Annotated in this window: 12 protein-coding genes; 9 read left to right on the forward strand and 3 right to left on the reverse strand. The window is 63.7% G+C overall.

What is annotated here, in order from left to right; all coding sequences use genetic code 11:
• Window positions 1-172 precede the first annotated feature (172 nt).
• The 9 genes from DT603_RS00005 to DT603_RS00045 all read left to right on the forward strand — a co-directional run bounded on the left by DT603_RS00005 (window position 173) and on the right by DT603_RS00045 (window position 13124).
• On the forward strand, window positions 173-472 hold the full coding sequence (locus DT603_RS00005; RefSeq protein WP_162347806.1) for a YciI family protein: 300 nt from the start codon (window positions 173-175) through the stop codon (window positions 470-472).
• Window positions 469-747, forward strand: coding sequence for a BolA/IbaG family iron-sulfur metabolism protein (locus tag DT603_RS00010; protein WP_162347807.1), 279 nt, complete (start codon window positions 469-471; stop codon window positions 745-747). Before DT603_RS00005 ends, DT603_RS00010 begins: the two co-directional genes overlap by 4 nt.
• 173 nt (window positions 748-920) lie before the next feature.
• Complete coding sequence (locus DT603_RS00015; RefSeq protein ID WP_162347808.1) at window positions 921-1961, forward strand: LacI family DNA-binding transcriptional regulator; 1041 nt, start codon at window positions 921-923, stop codon at window positions 1959-1961.
• Between the two features lie 82 nt (window positions 1962-2043).
• Window positions 2044-5004, forward strand: a complete 2961-nt coding sequence (locus DT603_RS00020; RefSeq protein ID WP_246191508.1) for a TonB-dependent receptor — start codon at window positions 2044-2046, stop codon at window positions 5002-5004.
• 122 nt (window positions 5005-5126) lie between these two features.
• Complete coding sequence (locus tag DT603_RS00025; protein WP_162347809.1) at window positions 5127-6740, forward strand: glucoamylase family protein; 1614 nt, start codon at window positions 5127-5129, stop codon at window positions 6738-6740.
• A gap of 9 nt (window positions 6741-6749) precedes the next feature.
• Complete coding sequence (locus DT603_RS00030) at window positions 6750-8069, forward strand: sugar ABC transporter substrate-binding protein (RefSeq protein WP_162347810.1); 1320 nt, start codon at window positions 6750-6752, stop codon at window positions 8067-8069.
• The gene (locus DT603_RS00035; RefSeq protein WP_162347811.1) at window positions 8066-8944 is read left to right on the forward strand and encodes a carbohydrate ABC transporter permease; all 879 of its coding nucleotides are present in this window, start codon (window positions 8066-8068) and stop codon (window positions 8942-8944) included. Before DT603_RS00030 ends, DT603_RS00035 begins: the two co-directional genes overlap by 4 nt.
• Entirely contained in the window at window positions 8941-9765 is an 825-nt protein-coding gene (locus DT603_RS00040; protein ID WP_162347812.1) for a carbohydrate ABC transporter permease, read from the forward strand. The genes DT603_RS00035 and DT603_RS00040 overlap by 4 nt, the downstream gene beginning before the upstream one ends.
• Window positions 9766-9926: 161 nt before the next feature.
• Entirely contained in the window at window positions 9927-13124 is a 3198-nt protein-coding gene (locus DT603_RS00045) for a discoidin domain-containing protein (protein ID WP_162347813.1), read from the forward strand.
• Window positions 13125-13305: 181 nt separating this feature from the next.
• Here the strand turns inward: DT603_RS00045 and DT603_RS00050 are convergent, their stop codons facing one another.
• From DT603_RS00050 to glk, 3 genes are all read right to left on the reverse strand, one after another.
• Window positions 13306-13965, reverse strand: a complete 660-nt coding sequence (locus tag DT603_RS00050; protein ID WP_162348321.1) for a bifunctional 4-hydroxy-2-oxoglutarate aldolase/2-dehydro-3-deoxy-phosphogluconate aldolase — start codon at window positions 13963-13965, stop codon at window positions 13306-13308.
• A gap of 212 nt (window positions 13966-14177) precedes the next feature.
• Window positions 14178-16091, reverse strand: a complete 1914-nt coding sequence (edd, locus tag DT603_RS00055) for a phosphogluconate dehydratase (RefSeq protein WP_162347814.1) — start codon at window positions 16089-16091, stop codon at window positions 14178-14180.
• A 181-nt stretch (window positions 16092-16272) separates the two neighbouring features.
• On the reverse strand, window positions 16273-17262 hold the full coding sequence (gene glk / locus DT603_RS00060) for a glucokinase (protein WP_162347815.1): 990 nt from the start codon (window positions 17260-17262) through the stop codon (window positions 16273-16275).
• Between the last annotated feature and the right edge of the window lie 22 nt (window positions 17263-17284).

The following is a 17284-nucleotide window of genomic DNA, read 5'->3' on the forward strand; positions in this document are numbered from 1 at the left end:
GGGGGCAGCGAATCGGTCGTCGGGAGGTCTGGCGAATGAGCCGGCTCCGGGCGGGCCGCTGCTTCCGGCCGTGCAATGGAACCAAGAGTAAGCGGTGGCGGGGCGGGTGTCCAGCGCCGACAGGAGCGGCGGCCTTTACAATCCAGCCCTGGAACGATGAGGGAAACAAAGCATGTGGTATGCCATTGAAGGTTACGACGCGGTCGACGCACTACCCAGGCGCCTGCAGGCCCGGGCCGCGCACCTGGCACGATTGACCGCCTTGCGCGACCAGGGGCGGCTGCTGCTGGCCGGTCCCTGCCCGGCGATCGACGCCGAAGACCCGGGTCCCGCGGGCTTCAGCGGAAGCATCGTGATTGCAGAGTTCGAGTCGCTCGCCGAAGCACGCACCTGGGCCGACCAGGACCCGTATGTGGCAGCCGGGGTCTATGGCCGGGTGGAAGTAAGGCCATTCCGCAAGGTGCTTCCGTGACGCGCCTGGAGCGCATCCGCGCGGCATTGGACGCTGCCTTCCAGCCCACCCACCTGCTGGTGAACGACGACAGCCACCTGCATGCCGGTCACGCGGGCGCGCAGGACGGTCGCGGTCATTTCGGCGTTGAAATCACCAGCGCGGCGTTTACTGGCAAACCTTCCCTGGCCAGGCACCGCGCGGTGTATGCGGCGCTGGGCGACATGATGACCACCGACATCCATGCACTTTCGATACAGGCGATTGCGCCTGGAGAGTCCAGTCTGGACAGCTGAGGGCTGCAGCACTACAAAATGACGCGACGCAACACGAACGGGCCTGCAATGACAGCGGCAACCCGCTGAAATAAAAGGACTTTTCTCAACAGATAACATTGGCTTTACATCTGCTTGTGGAAACGTTTACAGTCCGCGCAGCTCGCTGAATCCCGGCTCGCGGAGTGCACTGAATGGCGCGAACCCACGTCACCATCAAAGATGTTGCACGTGAGGCCTCGGTCTCCGTAGCCACCGTGTCGCGTGCCCTGAACGGGCATGAGAATGTCGCCGAGGGCGTGCGCAAGCACGTGACCGAAATCGCCAACCGGTTGCGCTACCAACCCCATGCCGCGGCACGCAGCCTCAGCAGCCGCAGGACCCAGACCATCGGGGTGGTGCTACCTGACCTGTATGGCGAGTTCTTCTCCGAGCTGATACGTGGCATCGACGTGGTTGCCCGCAGCCGGCGCCAGCACCTGCTGGTTTCCAGCTATCACGGCCATCCGGAAGAGCAGGGCGAGGCCTTGCGTGCCATGCGCGGCCGCGTCGATGGGCTGCTGGTGCTGTCTCCTTACGCGGACCGGCCGGGTTTCCTGACCGACAACCTGCCGATGGCATTGCCGGCGGTACTGATCAACACGCACCTGCCCGATGCCACCTATCCGGTCCTGAGCATCGACAATTTCGGCGGTGCCTCGGCCATGGTGAAGCACCTGGCCGAAGTCGGGCACCGCCACGTCGCCTTCATCTGCGGCCCCGAAGACAATTTCGACGCACGCGAACGGCTGCGCGGCTACCGCAGCGCCCTGGCCGAACACCTGCCGCAGGCCACCGCCATGGAATTGCCGGGTGACTTCGACGAGTCCTCCGGTTATGAAGCCGGCAAGCAGATACTGTCCGCCGCCCAGCGGCCCGACGCGGTTTTCGCCGCCAACGACATGATGGCGCTGGGTTGCCTGTACGCGTTCAACGAAGCCGGGGTGAAGATTCCCGACGATATCGCGCTTGCGGGTTTCGACGACATTCCCCTGGCGCGCTTTGTTCACCCTACCTTGACCACGATGCGGGTCAGCATTGCCGAGCTCGGTGGCCTGGCGTTGTCCCGGCTGCTGGTTTCGATAGAAAGCGACGAAGAGCAGGAAGTCACTTCGCAAACGCTGGTGCCGGAGTTGATCGTTCGCGAATCCTCCATCCGCGCGCCCCAACGTCAATCGGACACCGATGGTTCATGAGCCATTTTTTTTCGCTGCCTGATGTAACCGGTTCCAGATGTAGTTCTCCAACTCGATTGCAAACCCTGGGAGGGGATAGGTCATGAAGAGCCACAAGCAACGCAACATCCGTCCCACACGCAAACTGCTCAGCTGCGCCCTCGCCAGCTGCCTGATGCTGGGCGTGGCGCCAGCGGTATTCGCACAATCGACAGCAGCAACGATCCGCGGCCAGGTCTCTGCTGACTCGGCGCCGGCCACGGATGCGAAGGTGACCGCAACCAACGTGGCTACGGGTTTGACCCGCAGCGTCCAGTCCAATGCGAGCGGTGGTTACTCGCTGGCCGGCCTGCCACCGGGAACCTACCGGATTGAGGTTTCTGCGGCCGGACAGACCAGCTCGCAGACCGTGACGGTCGCCGTGGGCCAGACCGCAACGCTGAACCTCGGGGTGGGTGGAGTGGCTGAGACCGCGGCGGGTGAAGCGACTGACCTGGAGGCAGTCACGGTACAGGGCACCATGCTGACCGAAACGAAGACGTCCGAGATTGCGACCTACGTGTCGCAGAAGCAGATTGATTCGCTGCCGCAAGGAACGCGCAACTTCCTGGCTTTCGCCGATACGGTTCCGGGCATGCAGTTCCAGACTGCTTCCGATGGTTCCACCAAGATCAAATCGGGGGCCCAGAGCGCTAACGGCGTGAATGTCTTCATCGACGGCGTCGGGCAAAAGAACTATGTATTGCAGGGTGGCGTCAGCGGCCAGGATTCAAGCCGGGGCAATCCGTTCCCGCAGTCGGCCATTGGCGAGTACAAGGTGATAACCCAGAACTACAAAGCCGAGTTCGACCAGTTGAGCAGCGCGGCGATCGTTGCCACCACCCGATCCGGCTCAAACAACTTCTCCGGAAGCTTCTTCTGGGACTATACCGATACGAACTGGCGTAAATCGACTGAATTCGAACAACGTTCGAACACCAAGGCCGAGTCAAAGGACGAGCAGTACGGCATCTCGTTCGGTGGTCCAATCATCCAGGACCAGGCGCACTTCTTCGTGGCGTATGAAGCGAAGGAATACGAGTCGCCGCGCACGATCATTCCCGGCCGCGGATACACCATCGACGAGCTTCCGGGCGATATCCAGGCCCAGATCGGCACCGGCTTCCTCACCGCCCCGTTCAAGGAAAACCTTTATTTCGGCAAGGTCGACTGGGCATTTGGCGACAATCATTATTTCGAGCTGACCGCGAAATACCGCGACGAAGTGGAAGTCACCAACATCGGCGGTGAAAACCTGCCCAGCTACGGCACCGACAAGGTCAATGATGAAACCCGGGTGGACCTGCGTTATCAGTTCAACACCGGGAACTGGCTAAACGATGCGCACCTCATCTATGAAGACACCAGCTGGGGTCCTCGCCCGAGCACCAGTGGGCGCGGCTACATACTGACGGACGTCACCGGATGGAACGATGTGATCATCCGGACGGGCGCCGGCCCCGACTACCAGAACAAGGGACAAAGCGGCTACGGGTTCCAGGACGACCTGACCTTTACCGGCTGGGAAGGCCACACCGTGAAGATGGGCGTGAAGTACAAGCGTATCGAAGTAAGTGCGCAGGAGCAGTCTCCGTACAACCCGGCCTATTACTACAACATTGGTGGAAGCCTTACCCAGCCGATCCACGTCCGCTTTGGCTTGCCGATTGCCGGAGTGGGTGACAACAGCGCAGTGTCCCGCAACAACCAGTTCGGCCTCTATATCCAGGACGACTGGGAAGTCAACGACAAGCTGATACTGAATTTCGGCGTGCGCTGGGACTATGAGGAAAGCCCGACCTACCTGGACTACGTGACGCCGGCCGATGTTGCTTCCTCGCTGCGCTCTTCGACTGCGATCAACAATCCCAACTCGGGCGTCAATGTCGAGGACTACATCAGCGATGGCAACAATCGCAAGTCGTTCAAAGGCGCATGGGCGCCACGCCTCGGCTTTTCGTATGACCTCGCCGCGGACCAGCGCCATGTGATCTATGGAGGTGCGGGTCGTTCGTACGACCGCAACCTGTTCGACAATCTGCAGCTTGAGCTGACCAAGGCGAGTTTTGCCACCTACGACTTCGCGTTCCAGCCATCGTGTCCCGTGGCCGGCGTCGGCGGTTGCCTGGCATGGGATCCGAGCTATTTCGACCCTGCAGTCCTTGCCGGACTTGCTTCCGCCACCGGCGCGGGCCGCGAGGTCTTCATGTTGAAGAACGAGCTGAAGACGCCGTATTCGGACCAGTTCAGTCTGGGCATGCGCAATGCGCTGGGCGACTGGATGACGGACGTGACCATCTCGCATATAGACAGCAAGGATGGCTTCGCTTTCCTGTTGGGGAATCGCCGCCCCGACGGCAGCTTCTTCCCGCCTGGAAGCACCTGGGATCCGAAGCCCTGGGGCCAAGGCTTTCCCGGGTTCGGCAATCTGATCCTGGGCACCAATGGGATCGAAACACGATCCAATGCGCTGTATGTCAAGGTTGAAAAACCCTATACGCCTTCCTCCGGATGGGGCGCGACCTTCGCTTACACATACACCGACGCGGAAGAAAATCGCCAGGCCGGCGAGGTCTTCTCACTGGACAAGCCAACGCTTGCCGATTATGGGTGGAAGAAGGCGGGCGGCGTTTCGCCACACCGGTTCGTCGCAACCGGTATCTACGACGCGCCGTGGGGAATCACCGTCTCGGGCAAGTTGACGCTTGCCACCCAGGCGCCGCGGTACATAACCAATTGCTTCGACGCTCCCGATTTCAATAATTGCTCGTTCGATCAGTATGAGCCAGATGGAACCCTGGGCTTCAAGCAGTTCGACCTGGCAGTCATGAAGCAATGGGCGGCAAGCAGCAACGTCAAACTGCGTGTCAGGGCGGACGTATTGAACGTATTCGATTGGGTGAACTATGCGGGCTACGACGACTGGCGCGGCGGCCCCGGCGATGCGAACCTGAATTTCGGAACGCCCAATAGCCAGTCCCTGCCGACACGTACCTTCAAGCTGTCGTTTGGCCTGGACTGGTAAGAAGATCAGGCCCACCCGGCCGCCGCACAGGCGGCCGGTTTTTAACGCTGGTCTGCAGATGTCCAAATATCGTGTTAACCCACGCACGGATGTAACCGCTTCCAAGAGGTTCAAAGGTTTCAATGAAGTCTCGTCGTCTACGTGTGTCGCTCTGCATCTGTCTCGCTGCGTTGGTCGCCGTGGCTTCTTCATGCAAGAAAACGCCCGAACCCGAACCGCGGAAGACAACAGCGCAGGTCGCCGGGCAGCCGGCCAAACCCGCCGTGCCTTCGCGGCCTGAACTGCCGCCGCTGTTCCGCGACATCGAACGCCGCACCTTCCAGTTTTTCTGGGACACCACCAATGAAACCAACGGACTGACGCCGGACCGCTTCCCGTCGCGTCCCTTTTCCAGCATCGCTTCGGTCGGTTTCGCATTGACGGCCTATCCGATCGGCATCGAGAACAACTGGATCAGCCGCAACCAGGCGGTTGACCGCACCTTGCTGACGCTGAAATTCTTCCGTGACATACCGCAGGGTCCGGAACGTACCGGCAAGGGGGCCTACAAGGGTTTCTACTATCACTTCCTGGACATGCAGAAGGGCGCGCGCTACGACAGCTGGGTGGAACTTTCCAGCGTAGACACCACCCTGCTGATGATGGGCGTGTTGTTCGCCCAGTCCTACTACGACCACGATGATCCGCGCGAGGTCGAAATCCGCAAGCTTGCCGAGGAACTCTACCGCCGCGTCGACTGGACCTGGCTGCAGCAGAACAAGCCGCTGATCTCGATGGGCTGGTTCCCCGAAAGCGGCTTCATCAAGCACGACTGGATGGGCTACAACGAAGCCATGATGACCTACCTGCTGGCGCTGGCTTCGCCTACCCATCCGGTCAGCCCGGATGCGTGGGAAGTCTGGACGCGCAGCTACGACGAAGTCTGGGGCGTCTACCAGGACCAGGAATTCCTGGCCTTCGGCCCGATGTTCGGGCACCAGTACACGCACGTCTGGGTCGATTTCCGCGGCATCCAGGACGACTACATGCGCGAGCACGGCATGGACTACTTCGAAAACAGCCGCCGCGCCGCGCTCGCCCAGCGCACCTATGCCATTTCCAATCCGATGAAGTGGAAGGATTACGGCGAGAACGTGTGGGGGCTGACCGCCAGTGACGGCCCGCAGCAGACCCTGCAGGAATACCGCGGCGAGCAACGCGAATTCCGCCATTACTCGGCGCGTGGCGCCGGCCTGCGCGAGAACTTCGACGACGGCACCATCGCGCCGACCGCGGCGATCGCCTCGCTGCCGTTCGCGCCGGAAGTGGTGATTCCGGCCACCCTGGAAATGCACAAGCGCTACGGTGAGTACATTTATTCCAGCTATGGCTTCCTGGACTCGTTCAACCGCAGCTTCGACTACGACATCCCGCTGAAGACGGGCCGACTGGTGCCGGGGGAAGGTTGGGTGTCCAGTGACTACATCGGCATCGACCAGGGCCCGATCCTGACCATGATCGCCAATTACCGCAACGAGTTCGTCTGGAACGTGATGAAGAAGAACCCGCACATCCGCACCGGACTGGAGCGGGCCGGCTTCAAGGGCGGCTGGCTGGCGCCGAAGGGCGTACCCGCGCCGACGACGAAACCGGCGGACGTGGACGCAGCCAACGCGCGTTCGCTGGGGATGGCCGAATCGCGCGCCAGCAGCCAGGAAAGCAAGGAACCGCCGCCGAGGCCGCAGGCGCCGCAGTAAGCTGTGCAGATGCGTACCGTGGCCAGGTTCCATTCCACAGCAGTGCTGGTGAAGACGGCAGGCTGGTTGCTGTTGGGGTGCTGCGCGCTGGCGGCTGCTTCGTGCAAACGCGATCAGGACGGACGCGAGGTCGTCACCTTCTGGGCAATGGGTTACGAAGGCGAAGTGGTCGCGAAGCTGCTGCCCGAATTCGAGCGCCGGAATCCCGGCATCCGGGTGAACCTGCAGCAATTGCCGTGGCTGTCGGCGCACGAGAAGCTGCTGACGGCCTTTGCTGGCGAGTCGTTGCCGGATGTTTCGCCCATCGGCAATACCTGGATCCCCGAGTTCAGCGCGCTGGGTGCGCTGGAACCGCTGGACGATGAGATTTCCGCCAGTCCGGGCTTCAATGTGCCCGACTATTTCCCTGGCGTCTGGGACAGCGGCGTGGTCGATGGAAGCACTTACGCGGTGCCCTGGTATGTGGAAACGCGCCTGCCTTTCTATCGAACCGATCTGCTGCAGGCGGCCGGAGTCAAAGTGCCTCCGCGCAGCTGGGACGAGTGGCGCGAGGCGATGCACGCGATCAAGCGCGAAGTCGGCCCGGACCGCTACGCGATCCTGCTGCCGCTCAACGAGTTCGAGCCGCTGCTGAGCCTGGCCATACAGCAGCCGGATCCCTTGCTGCGCGCCGGCGGCCGCTACGGCAATTTCCGCAGCGCCGGTTTCAGGAAGGCGATGGGCTTCTACAAGGAAATGTTCGACCACAAACTTGCCCCCGTGGTGACCAACAACCAGATCTCCAACGTGTGGGATGAGTTCGGCAAGGGCTTCTATTCCTTCTACATTTCCGGCCCCTGGAATATCGCCAAGTTCAAGGAACGCCTGCCGCCGGCGCAGCAGGGCGACTGGATGACGATGCCGCTGCCGGGTCCGGAGGGGCCCGGTGCTTCGTTGGCGAACGGCACCAGCTTCGTGATCTTCCGGCAGTCCACCCACAAGGCGGCCGCGTGGAAACTCATCCACTTCCTGTCCCTGCCCGAGACCCAGGCACGCTTCCACGCGCTGACCGGCGACCTGCCACCGCGCCGTTCACCCTGGCTCACGCCGGCATTGGCAAGCGATCCCTATGCCACGGCGTTCCGCGAGCAACTGGAACGGGCCATCCCCACCCCCAAGGTGCCGGAATGGGAACGCATCGCCCAGGAGCTGCGCGTGGTCGGCGAGGAAGTGGCGAACGGAAAAATGAGCGTGGACGAAGCAGCCGAGGAAATGGACCGGCGCGCTGACCGCTATCTCGAGAAGCGGCGCTGGATGCTGGACCAGGCCGCCGCGGTCGGCGTGCCATGAAGCCGTCCACCGCAGGCTGGATGTTCGCGGCACCGGCGCTGATCGTCATCGGCCTGTTCTTCGGCCTGCCGGTGATTGCCGCACTTGCCCTTAGCCTGACCGATTTCGATATCTACGCACTGGCCGACCTGGGCAACCTGCGCTTCGTGGGGCTCGACAACTACGTCGGACTGCTGCAGAACCCGTTGTTCTGGAAGTCACTGGGCAACACGCTGTATTTCGTGGTCGTCGGAGTGCCGCTGTCGGTGGCGATGTCGTTGGGCGCCGCGTTGCTGCTGCATTCCAAAGCCGGACGGCTGAAGCCGTTCTTCCGCACCGCCTATTTCGCGCCCGTGGTGACCACGGTGGTTGCCGTGGCGGTGATCTGGCGCTACCTGTTCCATACCCGCTACGGGCTGGTGAACTGGGGACTGTCGGCCATCGGCGTCGATGCCATCGACTGGCTGGGGGATCCGCGCTGGGCCATGCCGACCATCATCCTTTTCGCCGTGTGGAAGAACTTCGGCTACAACATGATCATCTTCCTGGCCGGCCTGCAGAGCATCCCGGAAGACCTCTACGAAGCCGCACGCATAGACGGCGCCGGCACCTGGAAGCAGTTCCGCCACGTGACCCTGCCGATGCTGGGGCCGGTGCTGCTGCTGGTCGGCATCCTGACCATGGCTGGCTACTTCCAGTTGTTTGCCGAGCCCTATGTGATGACCCAGGGTGGTCCGCTGGAAAGCACCAAGAGCGTGCTCTACCTGATGTACGAGGAAGGCTTCAAGTGGTGGAACCTGGGCAACGCATCGGCCGTGGCGTTCCTGCTTTTCCTGCTGATGGTCGCCACCACCAGCGGACTGCTGTGGTTCGCGCGCAGGAAGGGCGTGGAATGAAACGCAGCCTGCCGTCGGTATTGCTGATCAATGCGCTGCTGGTGCTGCTTGCCGTGGTGAGCCTGGCGCCGTTGCTGTGGATGCTGTCGGTGTCCTTCATGCAGACCGGCGAAGCGGGGCATTTCCCGCCGCCACTGCTGCCTTCGCATGCCACGCTGGGCAATTACCGCGAGCTGTTCGTGCGCGCCGGCATGGGCCGCTTCCTGTTCAACAGTTTCCTGGTTTCCAGCTGCGTGATGGTACTGTCGGTGCTGTTCAATACGCTGGCCGGTTATGCCTTCGCCAAACTGCGTTTCAGGGGCCGTGATCGCACCTTCCAGGCGCTGCTGGCCGCGCTGGTGATACCGGGCCAGGTGGCGATGATGCCGCTGTTCCTGCTGTTGAAGCAGATGGGACTGGTCAACACCTATATGGGTGCCATCGTGCCGGGCATGGCGGCGATCTTCGGGATCTTCCTGGTGCGCCAGTACGCGCGCTCCATCCCCGACGAACTGCTGGAAGCGGCGCGCATCGACGGCGCCGGTGAATGGCGGATTTTTTTCCAGATCGTGCTGCCGGCGTTGAAGCCGATCCTGGTGACACTGGCAATCTTCAGTTTCCTGGGTGCATGGAACGACTTCATGTGGCCGCTGATCATCCTCAGCGACGAGAGCCTGCAGACGCTGCCGGTGGCGCTGGCATCGCTGTCGCGCGAACACGTGATGGACTACGAACTGATGATGGCCGGCTCGGTGGTCACCATCCTGCCGGTGCTGCTGCTGTTCCTGGTGTTGCAGCGCTACTACATCCAGGGATTGCTGCTGGGGAGCGTCAAGGGGTGAGAATGGATGGCAACCGTGCTTTTTTCCTGTCGTCATTCCCGCGCAGGCGGGAATCGCTATCGGCGGGGTGCCGGATCGACAATGGTCCTCACCTGCGCGCAGATCAGAAGCTTGGAGCGATTCCCGCCTGCGCGGGGTTTCCAACCGCCGTACGGCGGGTCATGACGAGCTTGTTTTCTATCGTCGCTTTAATTGCCCTCACTTCGTTTCGTGCTCACGCACAGGACGAATCCAGAATCCTGGACAACTTCGCCGACCCCGCTGCATGGCGCGTCGTCACCTCCAACCAGGTCAACGGCGCGCTGCGCCAGGTCCAGGGCGCGGACGGCAAGGCGCTATGCCTGGATTACGATTTCAAGGGTGTCTCCGGCTACGCAGGACTGCAGCGCGACCTTGCGCTGGATTACCCGGAAAATTACCGTTTCGACTTCCAGCTGCGCGGCGACTCACCACGCAACGACCTGCAGTTCAAGCTGGTCGATGCCAGCGGCGACAATGTCTGGTGGGTCAACAATCCCAGGTACGACTATCCAACAGCCTGGACTGCGGTCCACTACAAGAAGCGGCACATCGACAAGGCATGGGGGCCGGATCCGGACCGCGTGCTGCGCAAGAGCGCGAAGCTGGAGTTCACCGTCTACAACAACGCCGGTGGCAAGGGCTCGGTGTGCTTCGACGAGCTGACGCTCACCCCGCTGCCTCCACAACCTTCCACCCCTTATGCGCCAAAAGCGCGGGTGGCGGACATGGCCAGTGGCGTGCCCACAGGCAATGACGCGCTGGCGCCGCTGGCCGTGGATGATCCTGGTGCAGACACTTCGCTGGTCTGGTCTGCTGCGGACGCGCCTGCCCAGCCGCTGGTACTTGATCTCGGCGCGAGCCGCGAGTTCGGTGGATTGAGCTTGCGCTGGGGCGCGGTTACGCGAGGCATGCCGACGGTGTTCGCCTCCAGCTACGAGATCGCGCTTTCCGATGACGGCAGGCAATGGCGCATCGCGCGCACCGTGTCTGGCGCCAACGGTGGTTCGGACTGGATTGCATTGCCCGAATCCGAAGCGCGTTACCTCAGGCTGAGGGTGCTGAAAGCGCCGGCTTCGCGGGTGGTGCTCGAAAACCTGACCGTCCAGCCGCTTGGGTTTGCGGAGACACCAAACGCCTTCCTGAAATCCGTGGCGAGGCAGGTGCCCAGAGGCTGGTTTCCACGCGGCTTCAGCGATGAGCAGTCGTACTGGACCATCGTAGGCCTCGATGGTGGATTGCAGCAGGGGCTGATAGGAGAGGACGGCGGCATCGAGATCGGCCGCGGCGCACCCAGTGTTGCCCCGATGCTCTACAGCGAAGGAAGGCTGGTGACCTGGCCGGACGTGCAGATCACCCAGTCATTGCAGGGCGGATACCTGCCGATTCCCAGCGTCGAGTGGAAGGACGGCGACACGGAACTCAAGGTGACCGCATTCGCACAAGGCACGCCCGCGCATTCGCAACTGGTCGCCCGCTATCGCCTGAGCAATCGCTCCGATACCGCCCGTGACTATGTGCTGGCGCTCGCCGTGCAGCCTTTCCAGGTCAATCCTCCCACCCAGTTCCTGAGCACTGTCGGCGGTTTCTCGCCGCTCAATACCCTGCAACTGGGGCAGGACAGGGTCAGCATCAACGGCAAGGCCAGGATCTTCCCCACCACACGCGCTGCCGCAGTGCTGGCGACGACTTTCGACGCAGGCATCATCGGCGAACGCCTGGAGGGCGCTTACCTGGATCGTCCGGATGCCTGGCTGCGACGGGACGTGGTCGCCGATGCGGCCGGCATGGCTTCCGGCGCATTGCTGTATCCCATTCACCTGGAACCTGGCGAAAGCCGCGAGCTGGGCTGGGTGGCTCCATTGCAGGGCGAATACCAACAACAACAGGGATTCGATCTGGAAGCCGCGCAATCGCGGGTCGCGGCCTCGTGGCGCGCCAGGCTGGACAGCGTCCGTTTCGAGGTGCCTCCGCAGGGCCAGGCCCTGGTGGATACCTTGCGCACTTCCACGGCGCACATGCTCATCTCGCGCATCGGCCCGCGCCTGCAACCCGGTACGCGATCCTATGCCCGCAGCTGGATCCGCGACGGCGCGATGATCTCCGAAGGGCTGTTGCGGATGGGCAGGAAAGAGGTGGTGCGCGACTACGTGGACTTCTATGCGCCCTACCAGTTCAAGGACGGCATGGTGCCGTGCTGCGTCGATGACCGCGGCAGCGATCCGGTGCCGGAGAACGACAGCCATGGCGAACTGATCTTCAACATCGCCGAGCTGTACCGTTACGACGGCGACAAGGCCTTCCTGCGCAGGATGTGGCCGCACGTGCTGGGCGCTTACACCTATATGGAAAAACTGCGGCTCAGTGAGCGCACCGAGGGCAATCGCGCGGTCAATCCGGCGTTCTACGGAATGATGCCGCGGTCGATCAGCCACGAAGGGTATTCGGCCAAGCCGATGCATTCCTACTGGGACAATTTCTGGGCCCTGCGTGGTTACAAGGACGCGGTGGACGTGGCCCGCTGGCTGGGCAAGGAAAAGGAAGCAAGGCGTTTCGAGGCCTCGCGCGATGAGTTCCGCCAGGACCTGCAGGACTCGCTGCGTGCGGCCGCGAGCCTGCACGGTATCGATTTCCTGCCCGGTGCGGCGGAGCTGGGCGATTTCGATGCCACATCGACCACGATTGCGCTGGCACCCGGTGGCGAGCAGGGCAGGCTGCCGGAAGACCTGCTGCACAACACCTTCGAGCGCTACTGGCGGGAATTCGAGCAGCGTCGGGATGGTCAGCGCGAGTGGAAGGATTACACCCCGTACGAATGGCGCAACGTGGCGGCCTTCGTGCGGCTGGGCTGGCGCGAACGCGCGTGGGACGCGGTGCAGTTCTTCTTCAAGGACCGCGTGCCGCAGCCCTGGAACCAGTGGGCCGAAGTAGTGTCGCGCACCCCGCGCGCCCCGTTTTTCCTGGGCGACCTGCCGCATGCCTGGGTGGGTTCGGATTTCGTCAGGTCGGCACTGGACATGTTTGCCTACTCGCGTGAGATCGACGACAGCTTCGTGCTGGCCGCCGGTATCCCCACGGACTGGCTGGAAGGCAAGGGCATTGCCATCCACGACCTGCGCACGCCGCATGGCAGGCTCGGTTATTCCCTGCGCCGAAACAAGGGTGAGCTTTCGCTAAGCGTGGAGGCGGGGATGAAGCTGCCGGTGGGTGGCCTGGTATTCCCGTGGCCCTACAGGACGCCGCCGGGCAAGGTCACGGTCAACGGAGCTCCTGCCGAATGGAAAGATGGCGAGGTGCGGATCCAGTCGCTGCCGGCCACCGTGGCCATGGAAGCAAGGTAGCCGGATATTGTAGGAGCGACGCGAGTCGCGAAGCTCGTTATGGTTCGGTTCTTCAGGGCTTCGCGACTCGCGTCGCTCCTACATAGCGGTTGGCGACGTCATGGGTTGCCGGGCTCGCTGATCGCCACGACCTAGTTCTAACAGCAACTTTGAGCCGGTAGCCGGGAGTCGACGGCGCCGATCAGGCGGTGCGCGCCCGCGACACCAGCGCGGCGGCCCTGGCCGAAGCCGCTTCCACCTTGTCCCATTCGCCTGCATCCAGCCAAGCCTTGGGCACCATCCATGAGCCGCCCACGCAGACGACATTGGGCTGGGCCAGGTATTCGGCCGCGTTGTCCTCGGTGATGCCACCGGTCGGGCAGATCTTCAGGTCGGACAAGGGGCCGGCAAGGCCTTTCAGCATCGCCAGGCCGCCGACGGCGCTGGCCGGAAACAGCTTGCACACGCGGAACCCGCGCGCCATCAGCGACAGCAGTTCAGTCGGCGTTGCCGCGCCGGGCACGACGGGAAGTGGAGCCTTCGCCAGTGCATCAGCCATCCCGGCCGGTGTGCCAGGGGTGACCAGGAAATCGGCACCCGCCGCGATCGACTGCTCCATCTGCTCGATGGTCAGCACGGTGCCGGCGCCGATCACGATGCCGGGCAGTTCCTTCTTCAGCATCGCCAATGCTTCCATCGCCACCGGCGTGCGCAGGGTCAGTTCAATCGCCGGCAAGCCGCCTGCCAGGAGCGCGGCCGCTACCTTGCGCGCCTCATCCAGCGTGTGCACGGTGACCACTGGCAGGATGCCCGCCGCACGCAGGAGTTGTTCGGCTTTTTGCTGGTGCTGGGTGATGGTCATGGTCATAGGTGGGGATTCTGGTAGTCGGGCCGCTCTCCCATCGGGAGAGGAGTTGGGGTGAAGGTACGACGGAGTTTGCTGTGGTTACCGGCGTTGTTGGCCTCGCCGTAACCTCACACCCCAAGGGTGCTTCCTTCGGGGCGTCCGTCGCTTCGAGCCACCCCCGCCTTCGCGGGGGCAGGCTCTTGTCCCGACGGGGAGAAGGTAATTTCTCAAGCATCCTTCGCCTCATGCGGCGCCGCTGCCGCGGCCGAGTCGCCGCCCAGCTCGTATTCGGCGTCATATTCCCAGCCGCCTTCAGGGGAGGGCGGGCCACAGGATATCGACAGCGCGCCCTGGTCCGCCGGCGTCACCAGGTTGCGGCTCCAGGCGAACAGGTTGCGTCCCATGTCCTGCGCAGCCGGGGCGGTGTTGGCCGCGTGGCTGCGCGCGTTCCATTCGTCCGCGTCGACCAGTACTTCCAGCGTGCCGGCGTTGGCATCGAGCCGGATCATGTCGCCTTCGCGCAGCTTGCCGATCGGGCCGCCGCGCGCGGCTTCGGGGGTCAGGTGGATGGCGGCGGGAATCTTGCCCGAAGCGCCGGAAAGCCTGCCGTCGGTGACCAGGGCCACCCGGCGACCCTGGTTCTGCAGCAGCCCCAGCAGCGGCGCCAGCGAATGCAGTTCCGGCATGCCGTTGGCGCGCGGGCCCTGGTAACGGACCACGGCGATGAAATCCTGCGGCAGCACGCCGGCCGCATGCAGCTTGTTGAGCGCACGCGGGTCGTCCAGCACCACAGCGGGTGCCTCGATGCGGTGGTATTCGGACTTCACCGCCGAAATCTTCATCAGCGAGCGCCCCAGGTTGCCGCGCAGCAGGCGCAGGCCGCCCTGAAGGTCGAAGGCGGCGATGACCGGGCGCACCACGGCGTCGTCTGCGCTGGTCGCGATGCCCGGGGTGTAATCAAGCTTGCCGTCGGTCAGCCGCGGCTCGTCGCAATAGGCACGCATGCCGCCAGCTGCGACGGTGACCACGTCCCCATGCATCAGGCCGGCATCGATGAGTTCGCGGAACACGAACTGGGTGCCGCCGGCGGCAGCGAAGCGGTTCACGTCGGCCTCGCCATTGGGGTACACCCGGGCCAGCAGTGGAATGATCCGGGAAAGATCATCCATGTCGTCCCAGGTCAGCATCACGCCGGCGGCGCGTGCGACGGCAATCCAGTGGATGGTGTGGTTGGTGGAACCGCCGGTTGCCATCAGCGCGACCATGGCGTTGACGATGGCGCGCTCGTCGACCAGCCGGCCGATGGGCCGGTAGTCGTCGCCCAGTGCGGTGATGCGAAGTACCCGTTCGGTCGAGGCACGCGTCAGCGCGTCGCGCAGCGGCGTACCGGGATTGACGAACGAGGTTCCGGGCAATTGCAGGCCCATCGCTTCCAGCAGCACCTGGTTGGAATTGGCGGTGCCGTAGAAGGTGCAGGTGCCGGCCGCGTGGTAGGACGCCGCTTCCACCTCCAGCAGCTCCTCGCGGGTGGCCTCGCCGGCCGCGTAGCGTTCCCGCACTTCGGCCTTGAGCTTGTTGGGAATGCCCGGCGTCATGGGCCCGGCCGGCACGAACATGGCCGGCAGGTGGCCGAAAGCCAGCGCGCCGATCAGCAGGCCGGGGACGATCTTGTCGCACACGCCCAGGTAGAGCGCCGCGTCGAACATGTCGTGGCTCAGCGAGATCGCGGTGGCCTGGGCGATGTTGTCGCGCGAGAACAGCGACAGCTCCATGCCCGGCCTGCCCTGGGTGACGCCATCGCACATGGCTGGCACGCCGCCGGCGACCTGCGCGGTGGCGCCCAGCTCGCGGGCGACCCGGCGGACGATTTCCGGGTAGTGCTCGAACGGCTGGTGGGCCGACAGCATGTCGTTGTAGGCATTGATGATGCCCAGGTTGGGAGTCACGTCAGCACGCAGCCGGCCCTTGTCCGGCGAATCGCTGGCGGCGAAGGCATGGGCCAGGTTGCCGCAACTCAGGCGCGTGCGGCTGGGGCCTTCGCGATGGGCCGCATCGATGCCGCGCAGATAGGCGGCGCGGGAATCAGCGCTGCGCTTGCGGATGCGTTCGGTGATTTCATGCAGGCGTGGGTGCAGGGTCATGGCGGTGGCGCTATCGGCTCGGAGAGGGCGGAGGCGATTGGAACTGGGACCACGACAATACCAATCCTGTCAGCGCTTCCCGGAAATCAAAGCCTCCGGCCTGAGTTTACCCGCTTCGGATCCTTAGTTGCCGTCAGGATCAAATACCAGATGCATACCAGATGGGATCCCCGCAGAGCGGCTAAAGCCCAGAGAAGCTTTCCACGGCAAATGCCGCCGCGCCCAGCAGGCCCGGGCGGGGGTGGATGACGGCCAGGGTCGGCACACGCGCCATCGCGGGCGAGAAGCGACCCTTGTGCTCGAAGCGCTGGCGAAACCCGGAGTGCTGCAACGACGGCAGCAGCTTGGGTACCAGGCCGCCGGTGAGGAAAACGCCATCCCAGGCGCCGGCGCTGAGCACCAGGTCGCCGGAAATGGCGCCGAACACCGCGCAGAACACATCCAGCGTGCGCATGCAGCGGACATCGCCGGCGGCCGCGCGCGCGGTCACGTCGGCAGGCTGCATGGGGCCGGGGTCTTCGCCGGCGATCTCGCTCAGGGCGCGATGCAGGTTGACCAGTCCGGGGCCGCAGATCAGGCGTTCGTTGGACACACGCCCGAACTGTTCGGAAAGACGGATGAGGATTTCGATTTCCTCGGGTGTGCCGGGCGGGAAGCTGACATGCCCGCCTTCGGTTTCCAGTGGATAGCGCTTGCCCTCGCGGACCAGCAATCCGCCCACGCCCAGGCCGGTGCCCGGACCGATCACCGCGTAGGTTCGGTCGGCCGAGGCCGGCGCCGGCGTCCACTGCGCACCGCCAATGGCAACCACGTCCGCCGGCGTCAGCAGGGAAACCGCCATGGCCTGGGCGGCGAAGTCGTTGACCAGGCGGATGTTCTCGAAGCCCAGCGCGGCGCGGGTACGCGACAGCGAGATCACCCAGGGGTGGTTGGTGATGCGCGCTTCGTCGCCATCGACGCGGCCGGCCACTGCGAAGACGCCGTTCTGGGCGGTGGCCCCGGTCTGGTCCAGGTAATGCTGGGCGGCGTCGGCCAGCGAAGGGAAATCGGCGACCGAAAACCCTTCCACGCTGTCGACGATGAGCGGCGTTTCCGAAGAGGTATCGGCCAATGCGAAACGCGCATTGGTGCCGCCGATGTCAGCGAGCAGGACGCGGGCGGTGCCGGTCATGCGGAGTACTTCAAGTAATGGC

This window comes from Pseudoxanthomonas gei (assembly GCF_010119615.1).
GTDB classification, from domain to species: domain Bacteria; phylum Pseudomonadota; class Gammaproteobacteria; order Xanthomonadales; family Xanthomonadaceae; genus Pseudoxanthomonas_A; species Pseudoxanthomonas_A gei.

Bases quoted from the DNA above. Each gene is read 5' to 3' on its own strand.
- edd (WP_162347814.1), bottom strand. From the start codon at position 16,091: ATGACCCTGCACCCACGCCTGCATGAAATCACCGAACGCATCCGCAAG.
- DT603_RS00040 (WP_162347812.1), top strand. From the start codon at position 8,941: ATGAAACGCAGCCTGCCGTCGGTATTGCTGATCAATGCGCTGCTGGTG.
- DT603_RS00050 (WP_162348321.1), bottom strand. From the start codon at position 13,965: ATGACCATCACCCAGCACCAGCAAAAAGCCGAACAACTCCTGCGTGCG.
- DT603_RS00015 (WP_162347808.1), top strand. From the start codon at position 921: ATGGCGCGAACCCACGTCACCATCAAAGATGTTGCACGTGAGGCCTCG.
- DT603_RS00005 (WP_162347806.1), top strand. From the start codon at position 173: ATGTGGTATGCCATTGAAGGTTACGACGCGGTCGACGCACTACCCAGG.
- DT603_RS00025 (WP_162347809.1), top strand. From the start codon at position 5,127: ATGAAGTCTCGTCGTCTACGTGTGTCGCTCTGCATCTGTCTCGCTGCG.
- DT603_RS00045 (WP_162347813.1), top strand. From the start codon at position 9,927: ATGACGAGCTTGTTTTCTATCGTCGCTTTAATTGCCCTCACTTCGTTT.
- DT603_RS00030 (WP_162347810.1), top strand. From the start codon at position 6,750: ATGCGTACCGTGGCCAGGTTCCATTCCACAGCAGTGCTGGTGAAGACG.
- DT603_RS00035 (WP_162347811.1), top strand. From the start codon at position 8,066: ATGAAGCCGTCCACCGCAGGCTGGATGTTCGCGGCACCGGCGCTGATC.
- DT603_RS00020 (WP_246191508.1), top strand. From the start codon at position 2,044: ATGAAGAGCCACAAGCAACGCAACATCCGTCCCACACGCAAACTGCTC.
- glk (WP_162347815.1), bottom strand. From the start codon at position 17,262: ATGACCGGCACCGCCCGCGTCCTGCTCGCTGACATCGGCGGCACCAAT.